Here is a 20131-nt window from a genome sequence, read left to right as displayed (position 1 = left end):
GTCATGGCCGATCAATCTGAAAATGGTGAATTCTCCCGCCTGCGCGAAGAAATTCGCCAATTCGTCGCCGAGCGCGACTGGGATCAGTTTCATACCCCTAAAAATCTGTCCTCTGCGCTGTGTGTCGAAGCGGCCGAGCTTCTTGAACATTTTCAATGGCTGCCAACCGGCAGCGGCGATGAGCTCAATCCGGCCAAGTTGAAGCAGGTCCGGCATGAAATGGCAGATGTACTGGTCTACCTGATTCGGCTGGCCGATAAACTCGATGTCGATCTCAGTGCAGCCGTAGCGGAAAAAATGGTCCTGAACCGGCTTAAATATCCTGCCGATAAAGTCCGTGGCGATGCGCGCAAGTACTCGGAATATGAGGACGAATAGCAGCCGCCACCCGCAATCCCCTTAGTGCTTCCCTTGTCTGGCAAGTTTGCCATTTACCAAGGAAGTCGTGTTCAGGCATTCCCCCTCCGCCCAGGTTTCACGAAGCGTGGTGCGCAGGGCGCGCAAATGTTGTTGCTGCTCGCGCAGTGTATCCATCAACTGCTCTATCTCCAGCAGCCGGCCGTCCAGCTTGCGCAGCAGATCGTCTTTGGATAGTTCTTCATGACTGGCAAATACGCTGCGGATAGCATCCAGTGAAAATCCCAGGTTTCGCGCCATCTGGATCCGGCGCAAGCGCTCGACATGGGCAAGCACAGCAAGCTCTTTGTACGGCCCAAAGCCATGAATGATGCTGAAATCCAGGAGGTCATCGCGCGCTTCGCGGCCAGCGCCGCTGCCGCCGAGCGGGCAGGATTTACCGGGGTCGAAATCCACGCCGCGCACGGCTACCTGATTTCACAATTCCTGTCGCCACTGAGCAATCAACGCAAGGACGACTGGGGCGACAGTTTGCCCAACCGTGCGCGCTTGCTGCTGGACGTGGTGCGCGCTGTGCGTGCTACTGTCTCGGCGAGATTTTGCGTGGCGGTGAAACTCAACTCCGCCGATTTTCAGCGCAGGGGCTTTAGCGAAGACGACGCCAGGCAAGTCATCCTGTGGCTGAATGAGTTGCAAGTGGATCTGGTCGAGCTGTCCGGCGGCAGCTACGAAAGTCCGGCGATGCAAGGACGCACCGCAGATGGCCGAACCCTGGCGCGCGAAGCTTATTTCCTGGAGTTTGCCAAGGAGCTGGCCGCCGTCGCCCATATGCCTGTAATGACCACCGGCGGCATCAGCCGCAAAGCGGTGGCGGAGCAGGTGCTGGCCAGCCGCGTAGCAACTGGCAAGCGAACCGGCAATCATTCAGCGCTGCTGACGTTGCTCATCGACCAGATGCGCACCCGGCGCCTGACGCGGCGCTATCGGCGCTGGTCGCAGGCGCGGGCCTGATCGTTCGGGCTTGATCACTACAGGCTGATCTTGCCGCGGCCCAGTGACGTTGAAGGCACGGTTTTTAGATATGCCCTTGACAATACCTCAAACAAGGAGCAAAAGTTTTCCTTGCCCCGATTCGATTTCGATTCATCATGTAAGCGGGGCGGTGGAGGCGTCGAAATGGACTTCGATTTACCGGAATTGACCGAACTGGAACGCATCATTCAGGAGGGAAAACCTTACCTGGAAGGGCGATCCGTGTGCGAAATCGAATTGAAGGGCCATCATTTCCCGGTCTACGTATTGTCTATCGGCAGCAAAGATCCGGAAGCGCCGGCGGTAGGTTTCTTCGGTGGCGTCCACGGTCTCGAGCGCATCGGCACCCGAGTTCTCCTGGCATTCTTACGCAGCTTGCTGGCGCGCTTGAAATGGGATGCCGCATTGCATCACCAATTGGCGTCGGTACGTTTGATTTTCATGCCTTTGGTAAATCCTGCAGGGATGTGGGACAGTACCCGCTGCAATCCGAGAGGCGTGGACCTGATGCGCAATGCGCCGGTCAATGCCAGCGAAAAAGTCTTTTTCCTGCTCGGCGGGCAACGCATCAGCTCTCGTCTACCTTGGTACCGCGGGGTAAGCGACGCGCCGATGGAAGCAGAGGCCCAGGCACTGTGCAGCGTCGTGCAGCAAGAGCTGCTGAGCCGTGAATTCAGTATTGCACTGGATTGCCATTCCGGCTTCGGATTGAAGGACCGGATCTGGTTTCCTTACGCGCACAGCCGGACGCCAATCCGGCACTTGCCGCAAGTTCTGGCTCTCAAGGATCTGTTTAATGAAACCTACCGAGAACACAATTATTTGTTCGAGGCGCAAAACTCTCAGTATCTCACCCATGGCGATTTGTGGGACTACCTTTACCTGCAATTGCCAGCCAACAGTGACCGGGTGTTTCTCCCGCTTACGCTGGAGATGGGCTCCTGGCGTTGGGTAAAAGAAAATCCGTGCCAGCTGTTTTCCCGCCTGGGCATGTTTAATCCCAGGTCGCCCGGACGTCTGCATCGCGTGCTGCGCAGTCACCTGGTATGGCTCGATTTCCTTACCAGGGCCGCCGGCGCTCATCAGTATTGGATGCCGGGCAGTCCTGGGCAGCAAAGGCAACCAGAACAACACGGGATACATCATGAGTAAATGGGTGTTTCTGCGGGGGCTGATGCGGGAGACGCGGCACTGGGGAAAATTTCCTGACCTGTTCCGCTCGATAGTGCCCGAAGCTGACATCACTCTTCTCGATTTACCAGGTAACGGTAGCCTGCACACGCTCAGAAGTCCTGTGCGAGTGGAGGAGATGACCGATTCCTGCCGGCGGCAGCTCTTGAGCCAGAATATCGCGCCGCCCTATCATTTGCTGGCCTTATCCTTGGGCGGAATGGTCGCGACCGACTGGGCCATGCGTTATCCGGACGAAATAACCGGCTGCGTCTTGCTCAATACCAGCTTACGCCCTGTCAACCCGTTCTATCGGCGCTTGAGGCCGCGCAATTATCCCGCGCTGCTAGCTCTTGGCTTATCAAGTCTGCTTAACCACAATGTCGAGCGGCAGGAAAGTCTCCTGTTGCGTTTGACCAGCAATCAGTGCGGGCAACAAGCCGATGTGCTGGCTGACTGGATCAGTTATCAACGCGACCATCCGGTCACATATCAGAACGCCCTGCGGCAGTTATGCGCGGCAATCCGTTATCGCGCGCCCGAGCAGGTGCCTAAGCCGCCGCTGCTGTTTCTTGCCGGCAGCGCGGACCGGCTGATCGATCCGCGCTGTTCACAGCAGCTGGCGCATCAATGGAATGCATCGCTGGCGACACACGCCGCTGCCGGCCATGACATCACACTGGATGCGGGGCATTGGGTGGCAGCACAGGTGCGGGATTGGCTTGCGAACTCTGCTAATCAGCGCCGCAACTTCATCCCCGGCCTCTTCCATTAAACGCAATATCCGTTCGGCGTAGCCCATCATTCAGGCGCGGAAAATAGTCTGCCTGGGCCAGGCTCGCACCCAGTAATACAGCGGCGGAAAGATTGGAAATCACGATAAGTTATGTGGTTCTATCAAGATGGTTAGAGTGGCACTCCCAACAATACGAAATTAAGCCTAAGATGATTTTAATTACTTAGCTAAGGGGGAAAGAGTCTGTTTTACCTGCTAGAAAGTGGTGCATTGCAACAAAAGAATTTTGCGCAAAATTGGTTCTTAGCGCGAAAACATTCTACTCACATTCTCGGCCCGCATTCTTGATCCAAATAAATCATGCACCGTCCAATCATCATCGTTCCCTCCTGCACCAGACAGATCGACACAGATCGCTACTACCTTGCACAAATGAAGTACGTCGATGCGGTCTGGCTGGGTGCCGACTGCATGCCTTTGGTACTGCCTGCCTTTGGTGCGACAACAGATTGGGAGGCGGTGCTGGCGGTTGCCGATGGCGTTCTGCTGACCGGTTCGCCATCGAATGTGCACCCGGCGCTCTTCGATCAAGAGATATTGAAGCCGGATTTGCCGCTTGATGCGCCGCGTGATGCGACCACGATGCCGCTGATTCGTCGGGCTGTCGAACGCGGGATTCCGCTGTTGGCGATTTGCCGCGGCGCGCAGGAAATCAATGTTGCCCTCGGTGGCTCCTTGCATCAGGCAGTATATGAAGTGCCTGGCATGATGGACCACCGCAATGAAAATTCAGACCCGCTGGACGTGCAGTACGGTCCGGCACACCGCGTGACGCTGACGCCCGGCGGACGTATCTCCACGATATTGAATGGCGCTAGCGAGCTGGTGGTGAACTCCCTGCATGGACAGGGGCTGGACCGTCTTGCCCCCGGTCTCCGTGTGGAAGCGCGCGCCGATGACGGTCTGGTTGAAGCTTTCAGCGTACAGGATGCCGTTGGCTTCACATTGGCGGTGCAGTGGCATCCAGAGTGGAAGATTACCGAACATCCTGATTCGATGATGCTACTCGCCGCGTTTGGCGAAGCCTGTCGGGAATATCAATTACAAAAAACAGAAAGGGGACGCATGAAAATATTGGGAACCTTTGCACCAGAAGTGCCGTAGCGTCGCTCAGCGCTAGCGCCATGAAGTGGCAAAGCAGACGCAGGGCGCCCGATATGCGGGCCGGCTCCGCGTAAGAGCAAACGAAACATGAGAGAACATTATGTCTTTACGCGAAAATTTTTCCTACAACGACATGGAACAGTGGCTCAACGAAAAGCGGATCACTGAAATCGAATGCCTGGTGCCGGATTTGACCGGCGTCGCACGCGGCAAGATCATGCCGCGCACCAAATTCACTGAAGATCGCGGCATGCGCATGCCGGAAGCGGTACTCGGGATGACGGTGACCGGTAACTATCCAACCGATGACGCTGCCTACGAGCGCGCCATTTCGGCCACCGATCGTGACATGATTCTGCGGGCGGATCCGAACACCATCACGCTGGTGCCGTGGGCGGTCGATCCGACGGCGCAGGTCATCCATGATTGCTATTTTTCCGACGGTTCGCTGGTCGATTTCGCACCGCGTTCGGTGCTGCGCCGAGTGCTGAAACTCTACGCCGACAAGGGCTGGAGTCCGATCGTGGCACCGGAACTTGAGTTTTATCTGACCGCCAAGAATATCGATCCGGATCTGCCGTTGCGCACGCCGGTGGGGCGCAGTGGCCGGGCCGAAACCAGCCGCCAGATATACAGCATCGATGCGGTCAACGAGTTCGATCCGCTGTTCGAGGATATCTACGATTACTGCGACCTGATGCAACTTGACGTCGATACGCTGATCCACGAAATTGGCGCCGGCCAAATGGAAATCAACTTTTTGCATGGCGAGCCCTTGGGTTTGGCTGACAAGGTCTTCTTCTTCAAGCGAACCCTGCGCGAGGCAGCTTTGAAGCATGACATGTATGCGACTTTCATGGCCAAGCCGATCACCGGCGAGCCCGGTTCGGCGATGCACATCCACCAAAGCGTGGTCGATTCCAAGACAGGAAAAAACGTCTTCAGCAATCAGGACGGCACAGCGTCCAACGTGTTCTCGCATTACATCGGAGGGCTACAGCGTTACATGCCGGCCGCGATGGCGATTGTTGCGCCGTACGTGAACTCGTATCGCCGCATCGTGCGCCATACCGCTGCGCCAATCAACATCCAGTGGGGCAAGGATAACCGCACAGTCGGCTTCCGGGTTCCAGAATCCGGTCCGCAGGACCGACGCGTCGAGAACCGCGTGGTCGGCGCCGATGCGAATCCGTATCTGGCGCTGGCGGTGACGCTGGCTTGCGGCTATCTGGGTATGACCGAACAGCTGGAGCCAACCCCGATCACGGTCGACAGCGCATACGACCTTGATTACCAGTTGCCGCAAAGCTTGTCCGAAGCGCTGGAAGGCCTGCGTCGCGAGACGCACTTGCGTCAGGTGCTGGGCGACCGTTTTGTCGATGTGTATGCCGCAATCAAGGATCTGGAACACGCTGAGTTCATGCAAGTTATCAGCCCATGGGAACGCGAGCATCTGCTGTTGCACGTCTGATTAAAAGAGGAACGCGGCGCATTGCAGGGCGCAGTGCGTCACTCGTCGTATTTCACATTTTCACATGCCTATATAGCAGTAACTAGAACAGAAGGTTGATCATGCGTTCGAATACACCCGCTCCAATGGCTATCGTTGCATCTGCCGCCCGTCACTCCGTGGCGCAAGCCGCCGTCAATACCCTAGAGATCCAGGCGTTGGACGCGGCCCATTATCTGCACCCGTTCACCGATTCCAAGGCCTTGGCCAGCCAGGGTTCACGCGTCATGGTAAGGGGCGACGGCATCTACATCTGGGATTCTGAAGGAAAACGTTTGTTCGATGGCATGTCCGGCTTGTGGTGCATGAATGTCGGCTACGGCCGCAAGAGCATCTCCGATGCGGTGTATGCACAGATGCAGCAATTGCCTTTCTATAATAGTTTTTTCCAGACCACCAACGTACCGGCGGTGCAACTGGCCGCCAAGCTGGTCGAGATTTCGCCGCCGCAGTTCAATCACGTCTTTTTTACCGGCTCAGGTTCCGAGGGTAACGACACCATCGTCCGCATGGTGCGTCGCTACTGGGACTTGCAAGGTTACAAAGACCGCCATGTGATCATCAGCCGCCACAACGCTTATCACGGCAGCACGATGGCAGGCGCATCGCTGGGCGGCATGTCCGGCATGCACGAGCAGGGCGGCATGATTCCGGGTATCGTCCATATCGGCCAGCCGTATTACCTGGAAGGTGGCAAGGGCAAGACGCCGGAAGAATTCGGGATCGAGGCCGCTTCATGGCTGGAGCAGAAAATCCTGGAAGTTGGCGCCGACAAGGTCGCCGCTTTCATCGGCGAGCCAGTGCAAGGTGCCGGCGGCGTCATCGTCCCACCGTCCACTTATTGGCCTGAGATTCAGCGTATCTGCGACAAGTACGGGATTTTGCTGATCGCTGACGAAGTGATTTGCGGTTTCGGCCGCCTCGGTCATTGGTTCGGCTCCGAATATTTCGGCATCAAACCTGACCTGATGACGTTCGCCAAGGGCGTGACTTCCGGTTATGTGCCGCTGGGCGGCGTGCTGGTCGGTGATCGTGTGGCGGATGTGCTGATTGAAAAGGGCGGTGACTTCAACCACGGCTTCACCTATTCCGGTCATCCGGTCGCCTGCGCCGCGGCCTTGGAAAACATCCGCATCATCCAGGAAGAAAAGCTGGTCGAGCGGGTGCGCGATGACACCGGTCCCTACCTGAAGCAGAAATTTGAAGCGCTGGCTGATCACCCCCTGGTCGGCGCTGCGGAAACCTGCGGTTTTGTCGCCGGTCTTAATCTGGTGCAGAAAAAAGCGGTGAATGTGCATGATTGCGTGCCATTCGATTCGAAGCTGGGCGTCGGCATGATCTGCCGCAGTCATATGTTTAGCAACGGCATGATCATGCGCGCCGTCGGCGACCGCATGATCATCGCCCCGCCGCTGGTGATGACGCATGCCGAAATTGACGAGATGGTGGCCTTGATTCGCGTTTGTCTCGGTGCAACTTTGACAGACATTACACAGCGCGGCTGGCTGTAAATATTTTAAGGATATTCAAATGACGAACACAAGTTGGCATGACCGCGCTGCGGGATTGAAGTTTGACGGACGCGCTTTCATCAACGGCCAGCGTGTCGCGGCGCAGTCCGGCGCAACCCTCGACTGTATTTCTCCCGTCGATGGTCGCAAGCTGGTCGATGTCGCCCGCTGTGATGCGCTTGATATCGACGCGGCGGTAACTGCAGCGCGGACGGCCTTCGAAGACCGGCGCTGGGCCGGGCTGGCGCCGGCGGTGCGCAAACGCACCATGATCAAATTTGCCGATTTGATGTTGCAACACCGGGATGAGCTGGCCTTGCTGGAAACGCTTGATATGGGCAAGCCGATTAAATACAGCCGCAGTGTGGACGTGCCGGCGGCGGCCAACTGCATCCGCTGGTACGGCGAAGCGGTCGACAAGATTTATGACGAGATTGCTCCGACACCAGACACTACGCTGGCGCTGATCACGCGCGAACCGGTCGGCGTGGTGGCCGCTATCGTGCCGTGGAATTACCCGATGCTGATGGCCTCTTGGAAAATCGCACCGGCACTGGCGGTTGGCAACAGCGTGGTGCTGAAGCCATCGGAAAAGTCACCGCTGTCGGCGCTGCGCCTGGCCGAAATCGCGCTGGAAGCCGGCATTCCCCCTGGTGTGTTCAACGTGGTGCCGGGTTATGGCCATGAGGCCGGTAGCGCTCTTGCCTTGCACATGGACGTCGACTGCATCGGTTTTACCGGCTCCACGAGGATTGGCAAGCAGATCATGCAATATGCGGGACAGTCCAATCTGAAGCGGGTCTGGACCGAGCTAGGCGGCAAGTCGCCCAACATCGTGTGCGCCGATTGCCCGGACCTGGATGCCGCGGTGCGAGCAGCAGTAGGTTCGATCTACTTCAACCAAGGGGAGAGCTGCAACGCGCCGTCACGCTTGTTCGTGGAGGCTTCGATCAAGGAGCAATTCATCGCCAAGGCGTTGGCGCTGGTACCGAATTTCCAGCCAGGCGATCCGCTGGATGAGGCTACTGTGATGGGCGCCGTCGTCGACAATGTCCAGCTGAACTCGGTGTTGGACTTTATCGAATCCGGTAAGGCGGAGGGCGCACAGCTGCTTGCTGGTGGAAATCAGGTTCGTAGCGAGAGTGGTGGCTATTACATCGAGCCGACCTTGTTCAATAACGTCAACAGCACGATGAAGATCGCGCGCGAAGAGATTTTCGGGCCGGTGTTGTCGGTACTCGGGTTCACCGATTTGAACGACGCGATCCGCGCAGCGAATGCGACCGCTTTCGGCTTGCAGGCCGCAGTCTGGACCTCGGATATCCGCAAGGCGCACCAAACCGCGCGAGCGTTGCGGGCCGGCACGGTGCACGTCAACCAGTACGACGAAGATGACATGACGGTGCCGTTCGGTGGCTACAAGCAATCCGGTAACGGACGCGACAAATCCTTGCATGCCTTCGATAAATACACGGAATTGAAGACCACCTGGATCAAGATTGTCTAGTTTTGCGATTGATGAGAAAAATTAACCGCCAAGTGTCCTATCCCAAGCGCGATCGGCGACTGCTTAGCGAACCGTCGAGACGTTGCGCTTGGGTGAAACACGATGAAACAATAAAAGCCCAAAATTGGTGCCGATGACCGGAATCGAACTGGTGACCTACGCGTTACGAGTGCGTTGCTCTACCAACTGAGCTACATCGGCGTTGCCGCCATATCTGGTGACATTGTTAATTGTAGCAAAGAATTAAGCGGGAATCGGTTTAAGACGACGCCGGCCACAGCGCTTGAAAGTCAAACGAGAGTTGTCGATGATGGCGAATCGATAGCAGATAAATCGTCGTATCGAATCGGGCATACAGCAATAGATAGTGCGACCAGACATACTCGCGCAGCTCGCCGTTTTTGCCGATGTCTTCAAGCTTTCGCTTCAATATTTCCGTGCCGTTGCTAGTTTCTACAGAGCGCCTCGGTTGTTCCAGGAACAGGTGCCCGATACCGGGAAAACGTTCCAGATTCGGAATAACGATATCTGCCAGTTCGTCGAGTAACAAGTCAAACGCTTGCGGTGCCTCGACTTCCAGCAGAAAGCGCTCAATCTCTTCAATATTGCTTGAGAAATGTGCTGTGAGTTTTACGACGTGTTTTGTAGTCACACTGGCCCCTGGATATGGCTCAGGCGCTGGTTTTAGCAACGCGGCGACGTTTCAGCGCTTGCAGGGTGGTACGAGCATCCTTGACGTGGCCGGCCACTACATCATCCAGTCCTTTTCCTGCATCATCGATCAACAAAAGATGAATGCGCTCGCGTTCCAACTGATGGTAGTAATCCAGGCGTTGGGCATCGATGATGGCGACGTAGCTTTCGCCGTTTTTAGTGACAATCTTCTCGGCGCCAGCCTTCACTTGTTCTGCCAACTCAGAGAGATTGGCGCGTGCCTGAGAAAGCGAGATCACGTCTCTGACCGAGAAAACCATGGTTGCCTCCAAGAATGTACAAGATAATGTCCATGATACACGCTATTTAAGGCGCTGAAAAAAACAAGGCCGCCCCCTTTCTATAGAAGGATGTCGGCAGGTGCGGCAAGTTGCAGTTGTCATCTACCTATCGATGCAACTGTACTAATGCTCTTATTCCTATAGATCAACTCAACGCGTTGCCTGCTTGATATCCGCCGACCGTGCGGGACGGCAACGATAAATCTCGCGGAACGCCGCCAGCCGCGGCTGCAGCGCTGCGTGGCGTTGCGGGTTCGGGGTAAAGGCTTCGCGCAATGGCGGCTTGGCGCAAATGATGGCTTCCTTACCTGGCTGATCGCTGGCTGCCAGCAGTGCATCCGGCCAGTCGCGCTTGGCGACATCGAGCCACAGGGTGCCGGAGACTACGCAGATGACCAGCACCGAGCCGATCAGCAGCAGCGTATTAAGGATCGACAGCCAGAACGCCGGATCGTTGAGCAGGAAGACATAATTGTCCGGCCCGACAAAGCCGGTTGCGTCCGGCATCATCAAGTTATAGCGGATGACCGAGAAGTACAGCGTCATTGCCAGCGGCACGATCATCCACAACAGCAACAAGAAGACCGAGGGCGTTTGCAGCAGCCGTACCGGCTTGAATTTGCTGGCGTTTAACCGCCGGTCAGCTACCCTTCTCGCAGTTAACCATCCACGGCGTACCAAACTGATCTTCCAGCATGCCGAAACTGGCGGCCCAAAAGGTTTTCTCGTATGGCATCTTGATCTTGCCGTTCTTCGACAGTGCATCAAAAATACGTTTTCCCTCCGCAATCGTGTCGACATTAATCGACATGACCATGCCTTGCATTTTTTCAAAATATCCCGGCGGGCAGTCTGAACCCATCAAGACTCCGCCATCCATTTCCAGTCTTATGTGCGCGATTTTATCTTGACGGTCCGGTGGCGTTTGTTCTGCCATCGGCGTTTCAGCGTTGGTTAACCTGAAGGCGATTTTCCCGCCCAGGACTTGTTGGTAGAACTTGAACGCGGCGTCGCACTGGCCGTCGAAATTGAGATAGGCATTCAATAGCATAATGTTCTCCTTTGTTGCTGCGATTAGCGATGAAACTGCGCCGGGCCTGGCGCAACGGTGTCCGTCTTATTTTTCGACGGTGGTTTTCAGGTTGGCAAGACCGGTTTCAAAATCCTTGCCGATCATGTTGTCCATATTGACAAACAATCCCATTACCTTGCTGACATAAGGCGATGGGCCATACATGGCCCAGGTGACGTTGCTGCTGTCGCCCCGGGTATCGACGCTGAACTCGGCGACGTTGCTGCTTTCAAACGGTTTGGTGAAATCGAGCTTGATGAGGGTTTTCGATGGCGATGTGTCGCTGATCTCCATGCGTCCGGCGCCGACTTTGTCCGAGCCTTCCCATGCATACGCTGCACCCTTGCCACTGGCGGCGCCGCTGAAGGTTCTTTTCATCGCCGGATCCAGTTTTTCGTATGGCGACCAGCTATTCCATTCGTGGAAATCGTTGATGCGGGCGAAAATCTTTTCCGGCGGCGCCTTGATCGAGACCGTGCGCTGCACGCGGAAAGTGTCGGGCCTGGTGGAGGCATAACCGAAGATGCCGGCCAGCACAACGACGACGACGATAACGATGGTTTTGATCATGGTTTCCTTTGTGTTGTCAGCGATATGGGGTGGATCAGGAGTTTGCGTCGGTGCGCTGGTCGGCGCTTTGGCGGCGCAGGCGTTCTTCGGTCTCTCTCAGCTCGGAGGTGAATTCGGCGCCGAAATCTTCTGCCTCGAATACCTGGCGCAGCTCCAGTTCGACCGCGCCGTCACCATCCAGGGCTGGCCAGCGCTTGACCCATTCGATGGCTTCCTGCCGCGATTGCACCTGGATCATGGTAAAGCCGGCGATCAATTCCTTGGTTTCGGCGAAAGGGCCATCGAACACAGTTGGTTTGCCGGCCGAGAATTTGATGCGCGCGCCTTTGGCGCTAGGTTGCAGGCCTTCGCCAGCCACCATGACGCCGGCTTGGACCAGTTCTTCGTTGTATTTCATCATGGCAGCGATCAGCTCCGTGCTGGGCATGGTACCCGCCTCGGTGTTCTTGTCTGCCTTGCGTATGATCATGAATCGCATCGTGATATCTCCGTGTGGTTTCAGTGTATTGGCCAGTGAACCGGCTGCAGCCGGTTAAATCCGGGATCTGCTAATTAGTCGAACGGAAAACAGCAAGATCGACAAGTGGCAGAATTTATTTTGAAATTATATTTGATCGGCAGATTTTTCTTGTTGAAATCGCAATTCTTTTTTCCGTCATCTAGCAGGCGAGGTGGCAGCAGGTCAAGAATCTGCGGCGACGGAGAATGAAGCTCAATTAGCTTAGGCAAGCCCGACGTAAATTGCAAACCGAGTGCTCGCTCAAATCCCGTCATTTTGTGGCGTGGTTATGTGCAACGGGCAGGTATATCCGATGCTATTTGGGCGCCGTTGCCCGTACAACCTCGCACAACATTGAGCAGGTATGAAAAATCCATATATATCAACCACATAGCTAAAACACATTGGAGTTATCAACAGGACTATCCACAGTTTCTGTGGGTAACTTTAATTGGAACGAAAATTCAATCAGAGAGGGTTTAGTCAATCACGACCGCCATGAAGACGGTGGACAGGCTCAGCAGAATCAAGCCAAAGATAAAGGCGATGTCGGCATATTGCTCCAGCCGTGCACTGCGGCTTGAACGCATGGCGGCATACGAGAGCATGCCGCTGGTCAGGAATACCAGGCTGTTCAGCGCCAGCAGATGGCTCAGCCATATTGCCAGCCCGCTGAATCTGGCGAGCTTGATGATCGACAGGGCGGTAATGCAGACCCCGATCATCGTGGCGGAAGAGGGCAGGATGTGTTGCGACAGATTATTGTTTTTGACCGGCTTATTTAACAGTTCAGTCATCGTAACCCCATCCCGCGGTGTTAGCGCCTCAGCCCAGATTCAGAGGCACAAAGATTTTATCCTTGTCGCGTTGCACCAGCAGCGCCACGTTCTTGCCGGCCTTGCTCACCAGCTGACGCAACTGCTCGACGCTGTTGACCGGTTTGCCGTTGAGCGAGAGGATCACGTCGCCACGCTGGATGCCAGCCAGCGCCGACGGTCCGGTTGCATCTTCCACCACCAGCCCGCCGCGCGTACCGATCTGTTGCTGCTCGTCCGGCGTGAGCTGGCGCAGCGCCAGTCCCAGCCGTGCTTGGGAGCCGGCGCTATTGTCGTTGCTGGCAGTCTTGAGCGCTTCCGCTTCCGTCGGCTTGACGGTCAGCGTCTTGGGCTGGCCGTTGCGCATCACTTCAATTGTGCTGGCGGTGCCAGGCGCAGTGTCAGCCACCAGGCTCGGCAAGTCTGACGAATGATTGATAGGCTGGCCATTGAAGCGCAGGATCACATCGCCGGTTTCCAGACCGCCCTTGTCGGCCGGGCTGCCTTTGTCGACCGAGCTCACCAACGCGCCGGCGGCACTCTTCAAGCCGAACGATTCCGCCAGCGCCTGGTTGACCTCTTGCACGCTGACGCCCAAATGGCTGCGGGTGACCTTGCCGTGTTTGACCAGTTGCTGCTCAACCTTGGTGGCGACATCGATAGGAATCGCAAAAGACAGGCCCTGATAGCCGCCGGTCTGGCTGTAGATCTGCGAATTGATGCCGATCACTTCGCCTTTGATATTGAACAGCGGCCCACCCGAATTGCCAGGATTGACGGCGACATCGGTCTGGATGAACGGCACGTAATTATCATCCGGCAGGGAGCGCGACTTGGCGCTGACGATGCCGGCGGTAGCGGTATTTTCAAAACCGTAAGGCGAGCCGATCGCTAGCACCGGTTCGCCGACCCGGGTCAATGCAGGATTACCGATTTGCACCGTCGGCAGGTTTGTGGCGTCGATCCGTATCACCGCGATATCGCTCTGTTTGTCGGAGCCCAGCACCTTGGCCTTGAATTCGCGGCGGTCGGTCAGCTTGACTGTCACTTCCTGAGCACCGTCGACCACGTGGGCATTGGTCAATATCAGGCCATCGGCACTGATGATGAAGCCCGAGCCTTCGCCGCGCATGATTTGCGGATGGCTAGGGATTTGCAATTGCGGGCCGAAACGTTTGAAGAACTGCGAAAACGGATCGTTCGGATCGAGCTCATCAGAGCCATCGCCCTGGTCGGACACCGCGCTCTGCTTCGCTTTGCCGGTAACGCTGATGTTCACCACGGCAGGTCCGAAACGTTCGACTATGCCGGAAAAATCGGTGGCTACCGCAACTGCCGGCGCCGCATTGCTTACCGGCGCTGCAGCCAGTGCTGGCGCCACGATCGCCGCATTGGCGTTGTCGATACCGATATCACCGCTCTTCGAATGCAGGTAGGCGCCGCCGGCCACCACCAGAACGGTGGCGGCAATGATGCTGCGGGTAAAGGTCTGACGATTCATGTTGTGCTCCTTTGCAGATGGACTAGGACTAGCACACAGCATAAATACTGAAAATTAAAGCAGACTTAAGAAGAAAACCAAGTGCATGTTTTTAATTCACCCGCTCTATCGGTGACGGACTTTATCCAGCATTGCAGCCCGCAAGATATCGTTCAAGCGGCTTTGATATCCTTTTCCTTCTTCCTTGAGCCATTCCACGACATCAGCGTCGATCCGCACCGTCAATTGTTGTTTGACAGGGCGATAGAATTTTCCACGGACTGCACCTTGCCAGTCTTGTTGAGTTGTAGCCGGGAGATCGGAGAAATCGATATCGTTCTCCGATGTGGCGGCTAATGCTGCCAGTTCCTTGCGGATTGATTCAGGTACCTTGTTCATAGATTTTCCTTTCCAACTTTGTTGCACGCCGCGCTGAGATGATTCGAAACTATTCTGAACCGCTCTCTGCTTCATGCCAGGTGTGGGCAACCAAAAGCAAGGCGATGCCGCCGACCATGCCTACTGTTTGCCACCGATGTTCGTAGTTTTCAACGCGCTCTCGCCTGGTGATATGCAAGGGGTCGTCAAAGACGAGCGCTGCAACCTCAAAACTGACGCCATGTTTTCGCTGATTGCCCTGGTTTTTGATATCATCCCATGAAAACATTGTAACTCCAAATATGTAGTTACATTATTGTAGTTATAAATTTTTACTAAAATAGTAAGTAATTGGAGTGTAGCGATGCTTTTTTGCAGTGCGTTAGTGTAAAAGGTAGGGGGCAGAGGCGAGGAGCGTCACAATCCGCGTTTATGCGAGGCAAATTACAAGTCCATCATAGATGCTCTTAAAGAACATCTCGAATAATGCATCAGGCCGCAAAGCGCACACTGACGCGCAATCCGCGCCCGGTATTTTGCAAATTGACACTGGCGCGGTGGGCATCGGCAATCTGCTTGACGATCGCCAGCCCCAAGCCGCTGCCGTGCGATTGTGTCTGGCTGTCGGCGGCGCGGTAGAAGCGATCGAACACACGCTGCAAATCGGCTTCCGGGATACCAGGGCCGCCATCTTCCACCGCAACCGTAACGCCGGCGGCATCGGCGGCGAGCGAGACATCGATACTGCTGCCTGGCGGGCTGTGCCGCAGGGCGTTATCGATCAAATTGTTGAACAGGATGCGCAAGGCGTCGGCGTTGCCGACCACGCTGGCCGGCATCTCGGTGCTGATGCCCAGGTCGATCTGGCGCTCGTGGGCGCTCAGTGCGAAGTCGCCGATTACGCTATGCAGCAGCACGCGCAAATCGAGTTCGACGTGAGCTTGTTCAAAGGCGCCGGGTTCCTGACGCGCCAGTGTCAGCAATTGCTGCAGCAAATGCGTGGCACGTTCCAGCCCTTGTTTCAGATCGCCGAAAGCTGCTCGCCGTTCACTGTCGTCGATGGCGCGTTCAGCTAGCTGGACTTGCAGGCGCAGGGCGGTCAGCGGCGTGCGTAGTTCGTGCGCGGCGTCGGCGACGAAGGCGCGTTGCGCATTGATGGATTGGCCGAGGCGCGCCAGTAAATCGTTGAGCGCCTGTGTGAGCGGCCGGATTTCACGTGGTAGCGTGACGTCCGGGATTGGCGACAAGGCGTGCATGTCGCGTGCCTGGACTTCTGCTGCAGCGCGCCTGATCGGCGCCAGCCCGCGGCCGACTGCAACCCAGATCAAGATGCCCAGCAAGGGAAACAGCAGCAGCAGGGGAGTGACGGTCTTGATCGCCATCTGTGCCGCAATCTGGTTGCGTGCGCTTTGCGGCTGCGCGATTTGCACTACGGTATTGCCGATTTGTGCACTGTACACGCGCCACAGGCCATTGCTTTGGCGGACGTTGGTAAAGCCCAGCTCAGCTTGCAGCGGCAAGTTTGCTTGCCCATGCGAGTGATAGATGACGACGCCGGTGTTGTCCCAGATCTGGATCATGATCTGGTCATCCAGTTCCGGCCCGCTTTCGCCGTTCTCGATCATCGGCGAAAACGCCTGGCGCGGCAGGGAGGCGACGATCTGCCGCATTTGATAGTCGAACAATTCGTTGGCTTCGCCGCGCGCCTGGAAATACAGGGCGCCGCCGGCCACCAGGATGGCGCCGCTCAAACCGACTGCCAGCCATAGCAGCAAACTCTTCCGTATGGATGGGATTGATAGCTTTGACGATGATGAAGTCTGCGTCATTTGGCCACCATATAACCGATGCCGCGCACATTCTTGATGAAATTGCTGCCAAGTTTCTTACGCAAGGCGTGGATGTAGACCTCCACCGCATTGCTTTCAATGCTGTCATCCCAGCCGTACATTTTTTCTTCCAGTTGCGCGCGCGACAGCACCACGCCAGGGCGATCCAGGAAGGCGCGAAGCAAGGCGAATTCGCGCGCCGACAGGTTGATCTGGCGGCCTTCCAGCAACACTTCATGGGTAGCCGGATTGAGCGTCAGCTGGCCCAGTTCGATCAGCGGTTCGGCGCGTCCGGACTGGCGCCGCAGCAGGGCGCGAATCCGCGCCGCCAGTTCTTCCAGGTCAAACGGCTTGACCAGGTAGTCGTCGGCGCCGCCATCCAGGCCGGCCACCCGGTCCGATACGGCATCGCGCGCGGTCAGGATCAGCACCGGAATCCGGTTGCCGCCGGCGCGCAGCGACTTCAGCACTTCCAGGCCGTTCTTTTTCGGCAGGCCGAGATCGAGCAGCAGCAACTGATAATCCTCTTGCGCCAGCGCGCTCAGCGCCGCGGCGCCGTCCTGCACCCAGTCGACGGCAAAACCGTCCTGGCGCAATCCCTTGCGCACGGCGTCGCCCACCATCAGATCGTCTTCTACCAACAGCAAACGCATGGCACCAGCTCCTTAGCAAACATATGGCAAACACCGAAAACCGTCACAGTTTAGCCGGATTGAATTAAGCGATTCTTAAACGATTCTTAAACAATATCAGGCAGGCCGCGCGGTAACTCTGTGCAGTGATAAAAAATCTATATATATCAATGACATAGCTAAAGCGCCTGGTAGTTATCAACAGGACTGTCCACAATTTCTGTGAGTAACCTGTATGGTTGTAATTTAGATAATGACAGGATATCCAAAAACTTGAATACTGTGTCATGCGCAGTGCTACAGGTCCATGTGGCCGTAGAATGTCAGCCTGAACCTTGACCGAGAAACGCATGACACAGAATACACATCATCATTTGCACGGCGTTACGCTGGAAGCGATGCTGACCGAGCTGGTAGGTCATTACGGCTGGGAGGGATTGGGACAGCGGATCGACATCCGTTGTTTCAAGAGCGATCCCAGCATCAAGTCCAGCCTGACTTTTTTGCGCAAGACAGATTGGGCGCGCGAGAAGGTGGAAGCGTTGTATGTGGGCATGCGACGCGCGATGAAATGAGTTTTTGAAAAATGAGGTAGAGTTTTGTTGCGGTGGCTGTACTTGCAATCGTACGCGTTATGCGTATTTGCCCCGATCCCGGCCTTGGCCCGGAAATTTCATCAGTGCGCCATTCCTAAGCAGAATCCTTGGCGCTTGCTGACCTGATGCTTTGCTAACAGCAGGAAGAACCAGCATGCGCAATGTGATTTATAAAACGGTGGTCTTGAAGGCGTCTCCCGAGGCGCTGTTCGATATGTATGTAGATCCGGTGCTGCATCAGGCAATCACCGGTTTGCCGGTCACCATAGGTAGCGACGCCGGCGCTGAGTTCTCGGCGTTCGACGGCGCCCTGACCGGCGTCATGCTGCAGGTGGTCAAGCCCAGGCTGATCGTGCAGACCTGGCGTTCGCCAGCATTTACTGCAGACGATCCGGATTCGATCCTGATCCTGTCATTTCATCCTCAGGGTGAGCATGGGCGCATAGAACTTGTGCATCTGGACGTGCCGGACCAGGATTATGAGCAGGTCAAGATTGGCTGGCGCGAAAAATATTTTGAACCGTGGCGCGAGTTCCTTGCGAATTGAAAAATCAGTCGCAGATTGATAAAAAAGCATAAATGGGAATGTTGTCATAAATCATATGGCGGCGAAAGCAGCTGATTTGTAAACCTGTTAAATCTGACAGGTGTGGCAGTTAACGTTTGTCACTAGAATAAAGCTGTCTATCGGAGCCTATCCTCTCCTATGTTGATATTTAGCCCGCTGCCGTATGGCGGCGGGCTTTTTTTTCCCCGGTCTCCCTCCAGTGCCCCTGCACCGGTTAACCGCGATCTCGTCATGAGAGCGCGGTTTTTTTATGGTGGCTGCCGAGATTGCTTCCTTCTTGTACTTCCGCTTAAGATCTGCCATTGCCCGGGCTGGTGAAGCGCTGCAAATCGTCGCAGCGCATCACAGGGGAAAAAAACAAGGGAAAAAATGCAAAAGAATAAAACCGTCCTATCCGCTTTTTTGTTGTTTGGCTGCGCGTTATTGCTTGCGGGCTGTGCATCTCTATCCAAATCCATTTCGCAGTTCGAAGACGGTAACTATGTCGCCAGCGTGAAATCGACCCTCGTCTATCTCGATGAGAAATACAAGAAAGCAGATTACGACGATAGCGATGAAAGAAACGGCATCCGTGAACGCATGCGGATTATTGAAAGCCATTATGAGGTTGCGATCAACAGCGCCAATCCGCTGGAGTACGATAAAAAAATAGCCGCCTATTCGGCCCTGCTGGAAATCAGGACCATGCTGGCCGAAAGGCGCTATTACGCCAGGTATACCGATTTGCCGGAGCGCTATCCCGATGCGACATTGCGGGAAAAGCTGGCTGGACAGTACTACCTGAAAGCCACGTCTGCCGTTGTCTACAAGGATGACCGCCAGGCAGCCATCAGCTTTGCAGCCGCCGCCGACATTTATCAGAAGTACGGCGACTATAAAGACGCCAGGAAACAAGCCGAAAAATATAAGTATGCAGCCGATAACAAGGACGCCGCAGCGTATTACCAGCAAGGGCAAGACCTGGTCGCGCGCAATGCGCAACGCAGCAGGGCCATGTATCGCGACGCCAGCCAGGCTTTTTATAACGCCTCTGACGTGTATCGGGATCACGGCGCCTATAAGGATGCGCAGCCGTTGTCTGAAAAATATCACAGCATGGGCACCGTCGTGCTGCAAATCAGCAGCAACGAACCGGAGAGCGATATCACCAGAAGCGTGCTGGGATTGTTCGATCTCGGTTTCACCCGGTTTCAATACCAAGGCGGCGCCAAAGCCGATCTCGGCATGTACCTGAATACCTCCTACATATACTATTCGCCCAAATTCAGGCAATACGTAGAGGCGATGAGCGAAAACGTCGAAGTCAAGAACCAGGACGGCTCGACGGCGGTGCGCACCTATCGTTTCAACCGTAAAGTTGTGGAGGAAGCTAATTCGATGCAGATCGTGCTGGATCTGTCCGTCACCAGGGTACCGCCCCTGGATCTGCGCTATAACGAAGTTGCCGAAAGCCGCCGCACCACCGTCAGCTACTACGGCGACGTGCCCAATTCTGGCAACGGCCGCTATGGTTATCGGACCGAAGGTTATCTGATGGACCGGGATCAGCTTTGGCGGGCGGCGCAAGCGCAGTTGATCAACCGCCTCAACGGTGATAACCGGATCAGGATGATTCAGGACGATATACGGAATTTCTAGTCGCAAATTCCAGAGACAATCGCGGCAGAAAATTTCTCAAGCCATCCTGCTAAACTAGTGAATTACTGTCGG

Annotated in this window: 23 protein-coding genes, 1 tRNA gene and 1 pseudogene; 11 read left to right on the top strand and 14 right to left on the bottom strand. The window is 55.8% G+C overall.

Annotation, left to right across the window (positions count from 1 at the left end):
* Nucleotides 1-3 precede the first annotated feature (3 nt).
* Nucleotides 4-378, top strand: a complete 375-nt coding sequence (locus KHU29_RS07065) for a nucleotide pyrophosphohydrolase (RefSeq protein WP_211452132.1) — start codon at nucleotides 4-6, stop codon at nucleotides 376-378.
* 21 nt (nucleotides 379-399) lie between these two features.
* Here the strand turns inward: KHU29_RS07065 and KHU29_RS07060 are convergent, their stop codons facing one another.
* A complete protein-coding gene (locus KHU29_RS07060; RefSeq protein ID WP_211452205.1) occupies nucleotides 400-657 on the bottom strand; it encodes a MerR family DNA-binding protein in 258 nt (85 codons plus the stop codon).
* Between the two features lie 9 nt (nucleotides 658-666).
* On the opposite strand from KHU29_RS07060, the pseudogene KHU29_RS07055 reads away from it, so the two are divergent.
* From KHU29_RS07055 to KHU29_RS07025, 7 genes and pseudogenes are all read left to right on the top strand, one after another.
* Nucleotides 667-1368, top strand: a pseudogene (locus KHU29_RS07055) (oxidoreductase); the annotation flags it as partial.
* A 165-nt stretch (nucleotides 1369-1533) separates the two neighbouring features.
* A complete protein-coding gene (locus KHU29_RS07050) occupies nucleotides 1534-2541 on the top strand; it encodes a M14 family zinc carboxypeptidase (RefSeq protein WP_211452130.1) in 1008 nt (335 codons plus the stop codon).
* Entirely contained in the window at nucleotides 2534-3334 is an 801-nt protein-coding gene (locus tag KHU29_RS07045; RefSeq protein WP_211452129.1) for an alpha/beta fold hydrolase, read from the top strand. The genes KHU29_RS07050 and KHU29_RS07045 overlap by 8 nt, the downstream gene beginning before the upstream one ends.
* A gap of 321 nt (nucleotides 3335-3655) precedes the next feature.
* Nucleotides 3656-4459, top strand: a complete 804-nt coding sequence (locus KHU29_RS07040; protein WP_211452128.1) for a gamma-glutamyl-gamma-aminobutyrate hydrolase family protein — start codon at nucleotides 3656-3658, stop codon at nucleotides 4457-4459.
* Between the two features lie 100 nt (nucleotides 4460-4559).
* A complete protein-coding gene (locus KHU29_RS07035) occupies nucleotides 4560-5930 on the top strand; it encodes a glutamine synthetase family protein (protein ID WP_211452127.1) in 1371 nt (456 codons plus the stop codon).
* Between the two features lie 101 nt (nucleotides 5931-6031).
* On the top strand, nucleotides 6032-7480 hold the full coding sequence (locus KHU29_RS07030; protein ID WP_211452126.1) for an aspartate aminotransferase family protein: 1449 nt from the start codon (nucleotides 6032-6034) through the stop codon (nucleotides 7478-7480).
* A gap of 19 nt (nucleotides 7481-7499) precedes the next feature.
* On the top strand, nucleotides 7500-8987 hold the full coding sequence (locus KHU29_RS07025) for an aldehyde dehydrogenase (protein WP_211452125.1): 1488 nt from the start codon (nucleotides 7500-7502) through the stop codon (nucleotides 8985-8987).
* Nucleotides 8988-9112: 125 nt separating this feature from the next.
* On the opposite strand, the gene KHU29_RS07020 is transcribed toward KHU29_RS07025, so the two are convergent.
* From KHU29_RS07020 to KHU29_RS06960, 13 genes are all read right to left on the bottom strand, one after another.
* Nucleotides 9113-9188 (bottom strand) — tRNA-Thr (locus tag KHU29_RS07020).
* Between the two features lie 58 nt (nucleotides 9189-9246).
* Nucleotides 9247-9639, bottom strand: a complete 393-nt coding sequence (locus KHU29_RS07015) for a type II toxin-antitoxin system RelE/ParE family toxin (RefSeq protein ID WP_211452124.1) — start codon at nucleotides 9637-9639, stop codon at nucleotides 9247-9249.
* 19 nt (nucleotides 9640-9658) lie between these two features.
* Nucleotides 9659-9961, bottom strand: coding sequence for a type II toxin-antitoxin system Phd/YefM family antitoxin (locus KHU29_RS07010; RefSeq protein ID WP_211452123.1), 303 nt, complete (start codon nucleotides 9959-9961; stop codon nucleotides 9659-9661).
* A 171-nt stretch (nucleotides 9962-10132) separates the two neighbouring features.
* On the bottom strand, nucleotides 10133-10561 hold the full coding sequence (locus KHU29_RS22500) for a hypothetical protein (RefSeq protein WP_425514450.1): 429 nt from the start codon (nucleotides 10559-10561) through the stop codon (nucleotides 10133-10135).
* A 61-nt stretch (nucleotides 10562-10622) separates the two neighbouring features.
* Nucleotides 10623-11033 (bottom strand): VOC family protein, encoded by a 411-nt coding sequence (locus KHU29_RS07000; RefSeq protein ID WP_246541641.1) that lies wholly within the window; start codon nucleotides 11031-11033, stop codon nucleotides 10623-10625.
* A 66-nt stretch (nucleotides 11034-11099) separates the two neighbouring features.
* Nucleotides 11100-11624 (bottom strand): SRPBCC family protein, encoded by a 525-nt coding sequence (locus KHU29_RS06995; protein WP_211452122.1) that lies wholly within the window; start codon nucleotides 11622-11624, stop codon nucleotides 11100-11102.
* A gap of 34 nt (nucleotides 11625-11658) precedes the next feature.
* On the bottom strand, nucleotides 11659-12102 hold the full coding sequence (locus KHU29_RS06990) for a YciI family protein (protein WP_211452121.1): 444 nt from the start codon (nucleotides 12100-12102) through the stop codon (nucleotides 11659-11661).
* Nucleotides 12103-12602: 500 nt separating this feature from the next.
* Nucleotides 12603-12920 carry a hypothetical protein gene (locus KHU29_RS06985; RefSeq protein WP_211452120.1) on the bottom strand — a complete coding sequence of 106 codons (318 nt, stop codon included), beginning with the start codon at nucleotides 12918-12920 and terminating at the stop codon, nucleotides 12603-12605.
* 28 nt (nucleotides 12921-12948) lie between these two features.
* A complete protein-coding gene (locus tag KHU29_RS06980; RefSeq protein ID WP_211452119.1) occupies nucleotides 12949-14439 on the bottom strand; it encodes a DegQ family serine endoprotease in 1491 nt (496 codons plus the stop codon).
* A gap of 105 nt (nucleotides 14440-14544) precedes the next feature.
* The gene (locus tag KHU29_RS06975; RefSeq protein WP_211452118.1) at nucleotides 14545-14817 is read right to left on the bottom strand and encodes a BrnA antitoxin family protein; all 273 of its coding nucleotides are present in this window, start codon (nucleotides 14815-14817) and stop codon (nucleotides 14545-14547) included.
* Between the two features lie 49 nt (nucleotides 14818-14866).
* Nucleotides 14867-15085, bottom strand: a complete 219-nt coding sequence (locus KHU29_RS06970) for a BrnT family toxin (protein ID WP_246541640.1) — start codon at nucleotides 15083-15085, stop codon at nucleotides 14867-14869.
* A gap of 202 nt (nucleotides 15086-15287) precedes the next feature.
* Nucleotides 15288-16592, bottom strand: coding sequence for a sensor histidine kinase (locus tag KHU29_RS06965; protein WP_211452203.1), 1305 nt, complete (start codon nucleotides 16590-16592; stop codon nucleotides 15288-15290).
* A gap of 29 nt (nucleotides 16593-16621) precedes the next feature.
* Entirely contained in the window at nucleotides 16622-17278 is a 657-nt protein-coding gene (locus KHU29_RS06960; protein ID WP_211452117.1) for a response regulator, read from the bottom strand.
* Between the two features lie 329 nt (nucleotides 17279-17607).
* On the opposite strand from KHU29_RS06960, the gene KHU29_RS06955 reads away from it, so the two are divergent.
* The 3 genes from KHU29_RS06955 to KHU29_RS06945 all read left to right on the top strand — a co-directional run bounded on the left by KHU29_RS06955 (nucleotide 17608) and on the right by KHU29_RS06945 (nucleotide 20059).
* A complete protein-coding gene (locus KHU29_RS06955) occupies nucleotides 17608-17832 on the top strand; it encodes a VF530 family protein (RefSeq protein WP_211452116.1) in 225 nt (74 codons plus the stop codon).
* Between the two features lie 175 nt (nucleotides 17833-18007).
* On the top strand, nucleotides 18008-18400 hold the full coding sequence (locus KHU29_RS06950) for an SRPBCC domain-containing protein (protein ID WP_211452115.1): 393 nt from the start codon (nucleotides 18008-18010) through the stop codon (nucleotides 18398-18400).
* 390 nt (nucleotides 18401-18790) lie between these two features.
* The gene (locus KHU29_RS06945; protein ID WP_211452114.1) at nucleotides 18791-20059 is read left to right on the top strand and encodes a hypothetical protein; all 1269 of its coding nucleotides are present in this window, start codon (nucleotides 18791-18793) and stop codon (nucleotides 20057-20059) included.
* Nucleotides 20060-20131: the final 72 nt, after the last annotated feature.

The sequence above is a fragment of the Collimonas antrihumi genome (genome assembly GCF_018304965.1).
In the GTDB taxonomy this organism is placed as follows: domain Bacteria; phylum Pseudomonadota; class Gammaproteobacteria; order Burkholderiales; family Burkholderiaceae_D; genus Collimonas; species Collimonas antrihumi.
Note: the sequence above shows the minus strand (reverse complement) of the source record. Positions and strands in the feature narration are given on the sequence as shown.

Coding starts and splice junctions, on each gene's coding strand:
- KHU29_RS07065 (WP_211452132.1), top strand. CDS start 4: ATGGCCGATCAATCTGAAAATGGTGAATTCTCCCGCCTGCGCGAAGAA.
- KHU29_RS07060 (WP_211452205.1), bottom strand. CDS start 657: ATGGCGCGAAACCTGGGATTTTCACTGGATGCTATCCGCAGCGTATTT.
- KHU29_RS07050 (WP_211452130.1), top strand. CDS start 1,534: ATGGACTTCGATTTACCGGAATTGACCGAACTGGAACGCATCATTCAG.
- KHU29_RS07045 (WP_211452129.1), top strand. CDS start 2,534: ATGAGTAAATGGGTGTTTCTGCGGGGGCTGATGCGGGAGACGCGGCAC.
- KHU29_RS07040 (WP_211452128.1), top strand. CDS start 3,656: ATGCACCGTCCAATCATCATCGTTCCCTCCTGCACCAGACAGATCGAC.
- KHU29_RS07035 (WP_211452127.1), top strand. CDS start 4,560: ATGTCTTTACGCGAAAATTTTTCCTACAACGACATGGAACAGTGGCTC.
- KHU29_RS07030 (WP_211452126.1), top strand. CDS start 6,032: ATGCGTTCGAATACACCCGCTCCAATGGCTATCGTTGCATCTGCCGCC.
- KHU29_RS07025 (WP_211452125.1), top strand. CDS start 7,500: ATGACGAACACAAGTTGGCATGACCGCGCTGCGGGATTGAAGTTTGAC.
- KHU29_RS07010 (WP_211452123.1), bottom strand. CDS start 9,961: ATGGTTTTCTCGGTCAGAGACGTGATCTCGCTTTCTCAGGCACGCGCC.
- KHU29_RS07000 (WP_246541641.1), bottom strand. CDS start 11,033: ATGCTATTGAATGCCTATCTCAATTTCGACGGCCAGTGCGACGCCGCG.
- KHU29_RS06995 (WP_211452122.1), bottom strand. CDS start 11,624: ATGATCAAAACCATCGTTATCGTCGTCGTCGTTGTGCTGGCCGGCATC.
- KHU29_RS06990 (WP_211452121.1), bottom strand. CDS start 12,102: ATGCGATTCATGATCATACGCAAGGCAGACAAGAACACCGAGGCGGGT.
- KHU29_RS06985 (WP_211452120.1), bottom strand. CDS start 12,920: ATGACTGAACTGTTAAATAAGCCGGTCAAAAACAATAATCTGTCGCAA.
- KHU29_RS06980 (WP_211452119.1), bottom strand. CDS start 14,439: ATGAATCGTCAGACCTTTACCCGCAGCATCATTGCCGCCACCGTTCTG.
- KHU29_RS06975 (WP_211452118.1), bottom strand. CDS start 14,817: ATGAACAAGGTACCTGAATCAATCCGCAAGGAACTGGCAGCATTAGCC.
- KHU29_RS06970 (WP_246541640.1), bottom strand. CDS start 15,085: ATGTTTTCATGGGATGATATCAAAAACCAGGGCAATCAGCGAAAACAT.
- KHU29_RS06960 (WP_211452117.1), bottom strand. CDS start 17,278: ATGCGTTTGCTGTTGGTAGAAGACGATCTGATGGTGGGCGACGCCGTG.
- KHU29_RS06955 (WP_211452116.1), top strand. CDS start 17,608: ATGACACAGAATACACATCATCATTTGCACGGCGTTACGCTGGAAGCG.
- KHU29_RS06950 (WP_211452115.1), top strand. CDS start 18,008: ATGCGCAATGTGATTTATAAAACGGTGGTCTTGAAGGCGTCTCCCGAG.
- KHU29_RS06945 (WP_211452114.1), top strand. CDS start 18,791: ATGCAAAAGAATAAAACCGTCCTATCCGCTTTTTTGTTGTTTGGCTGC.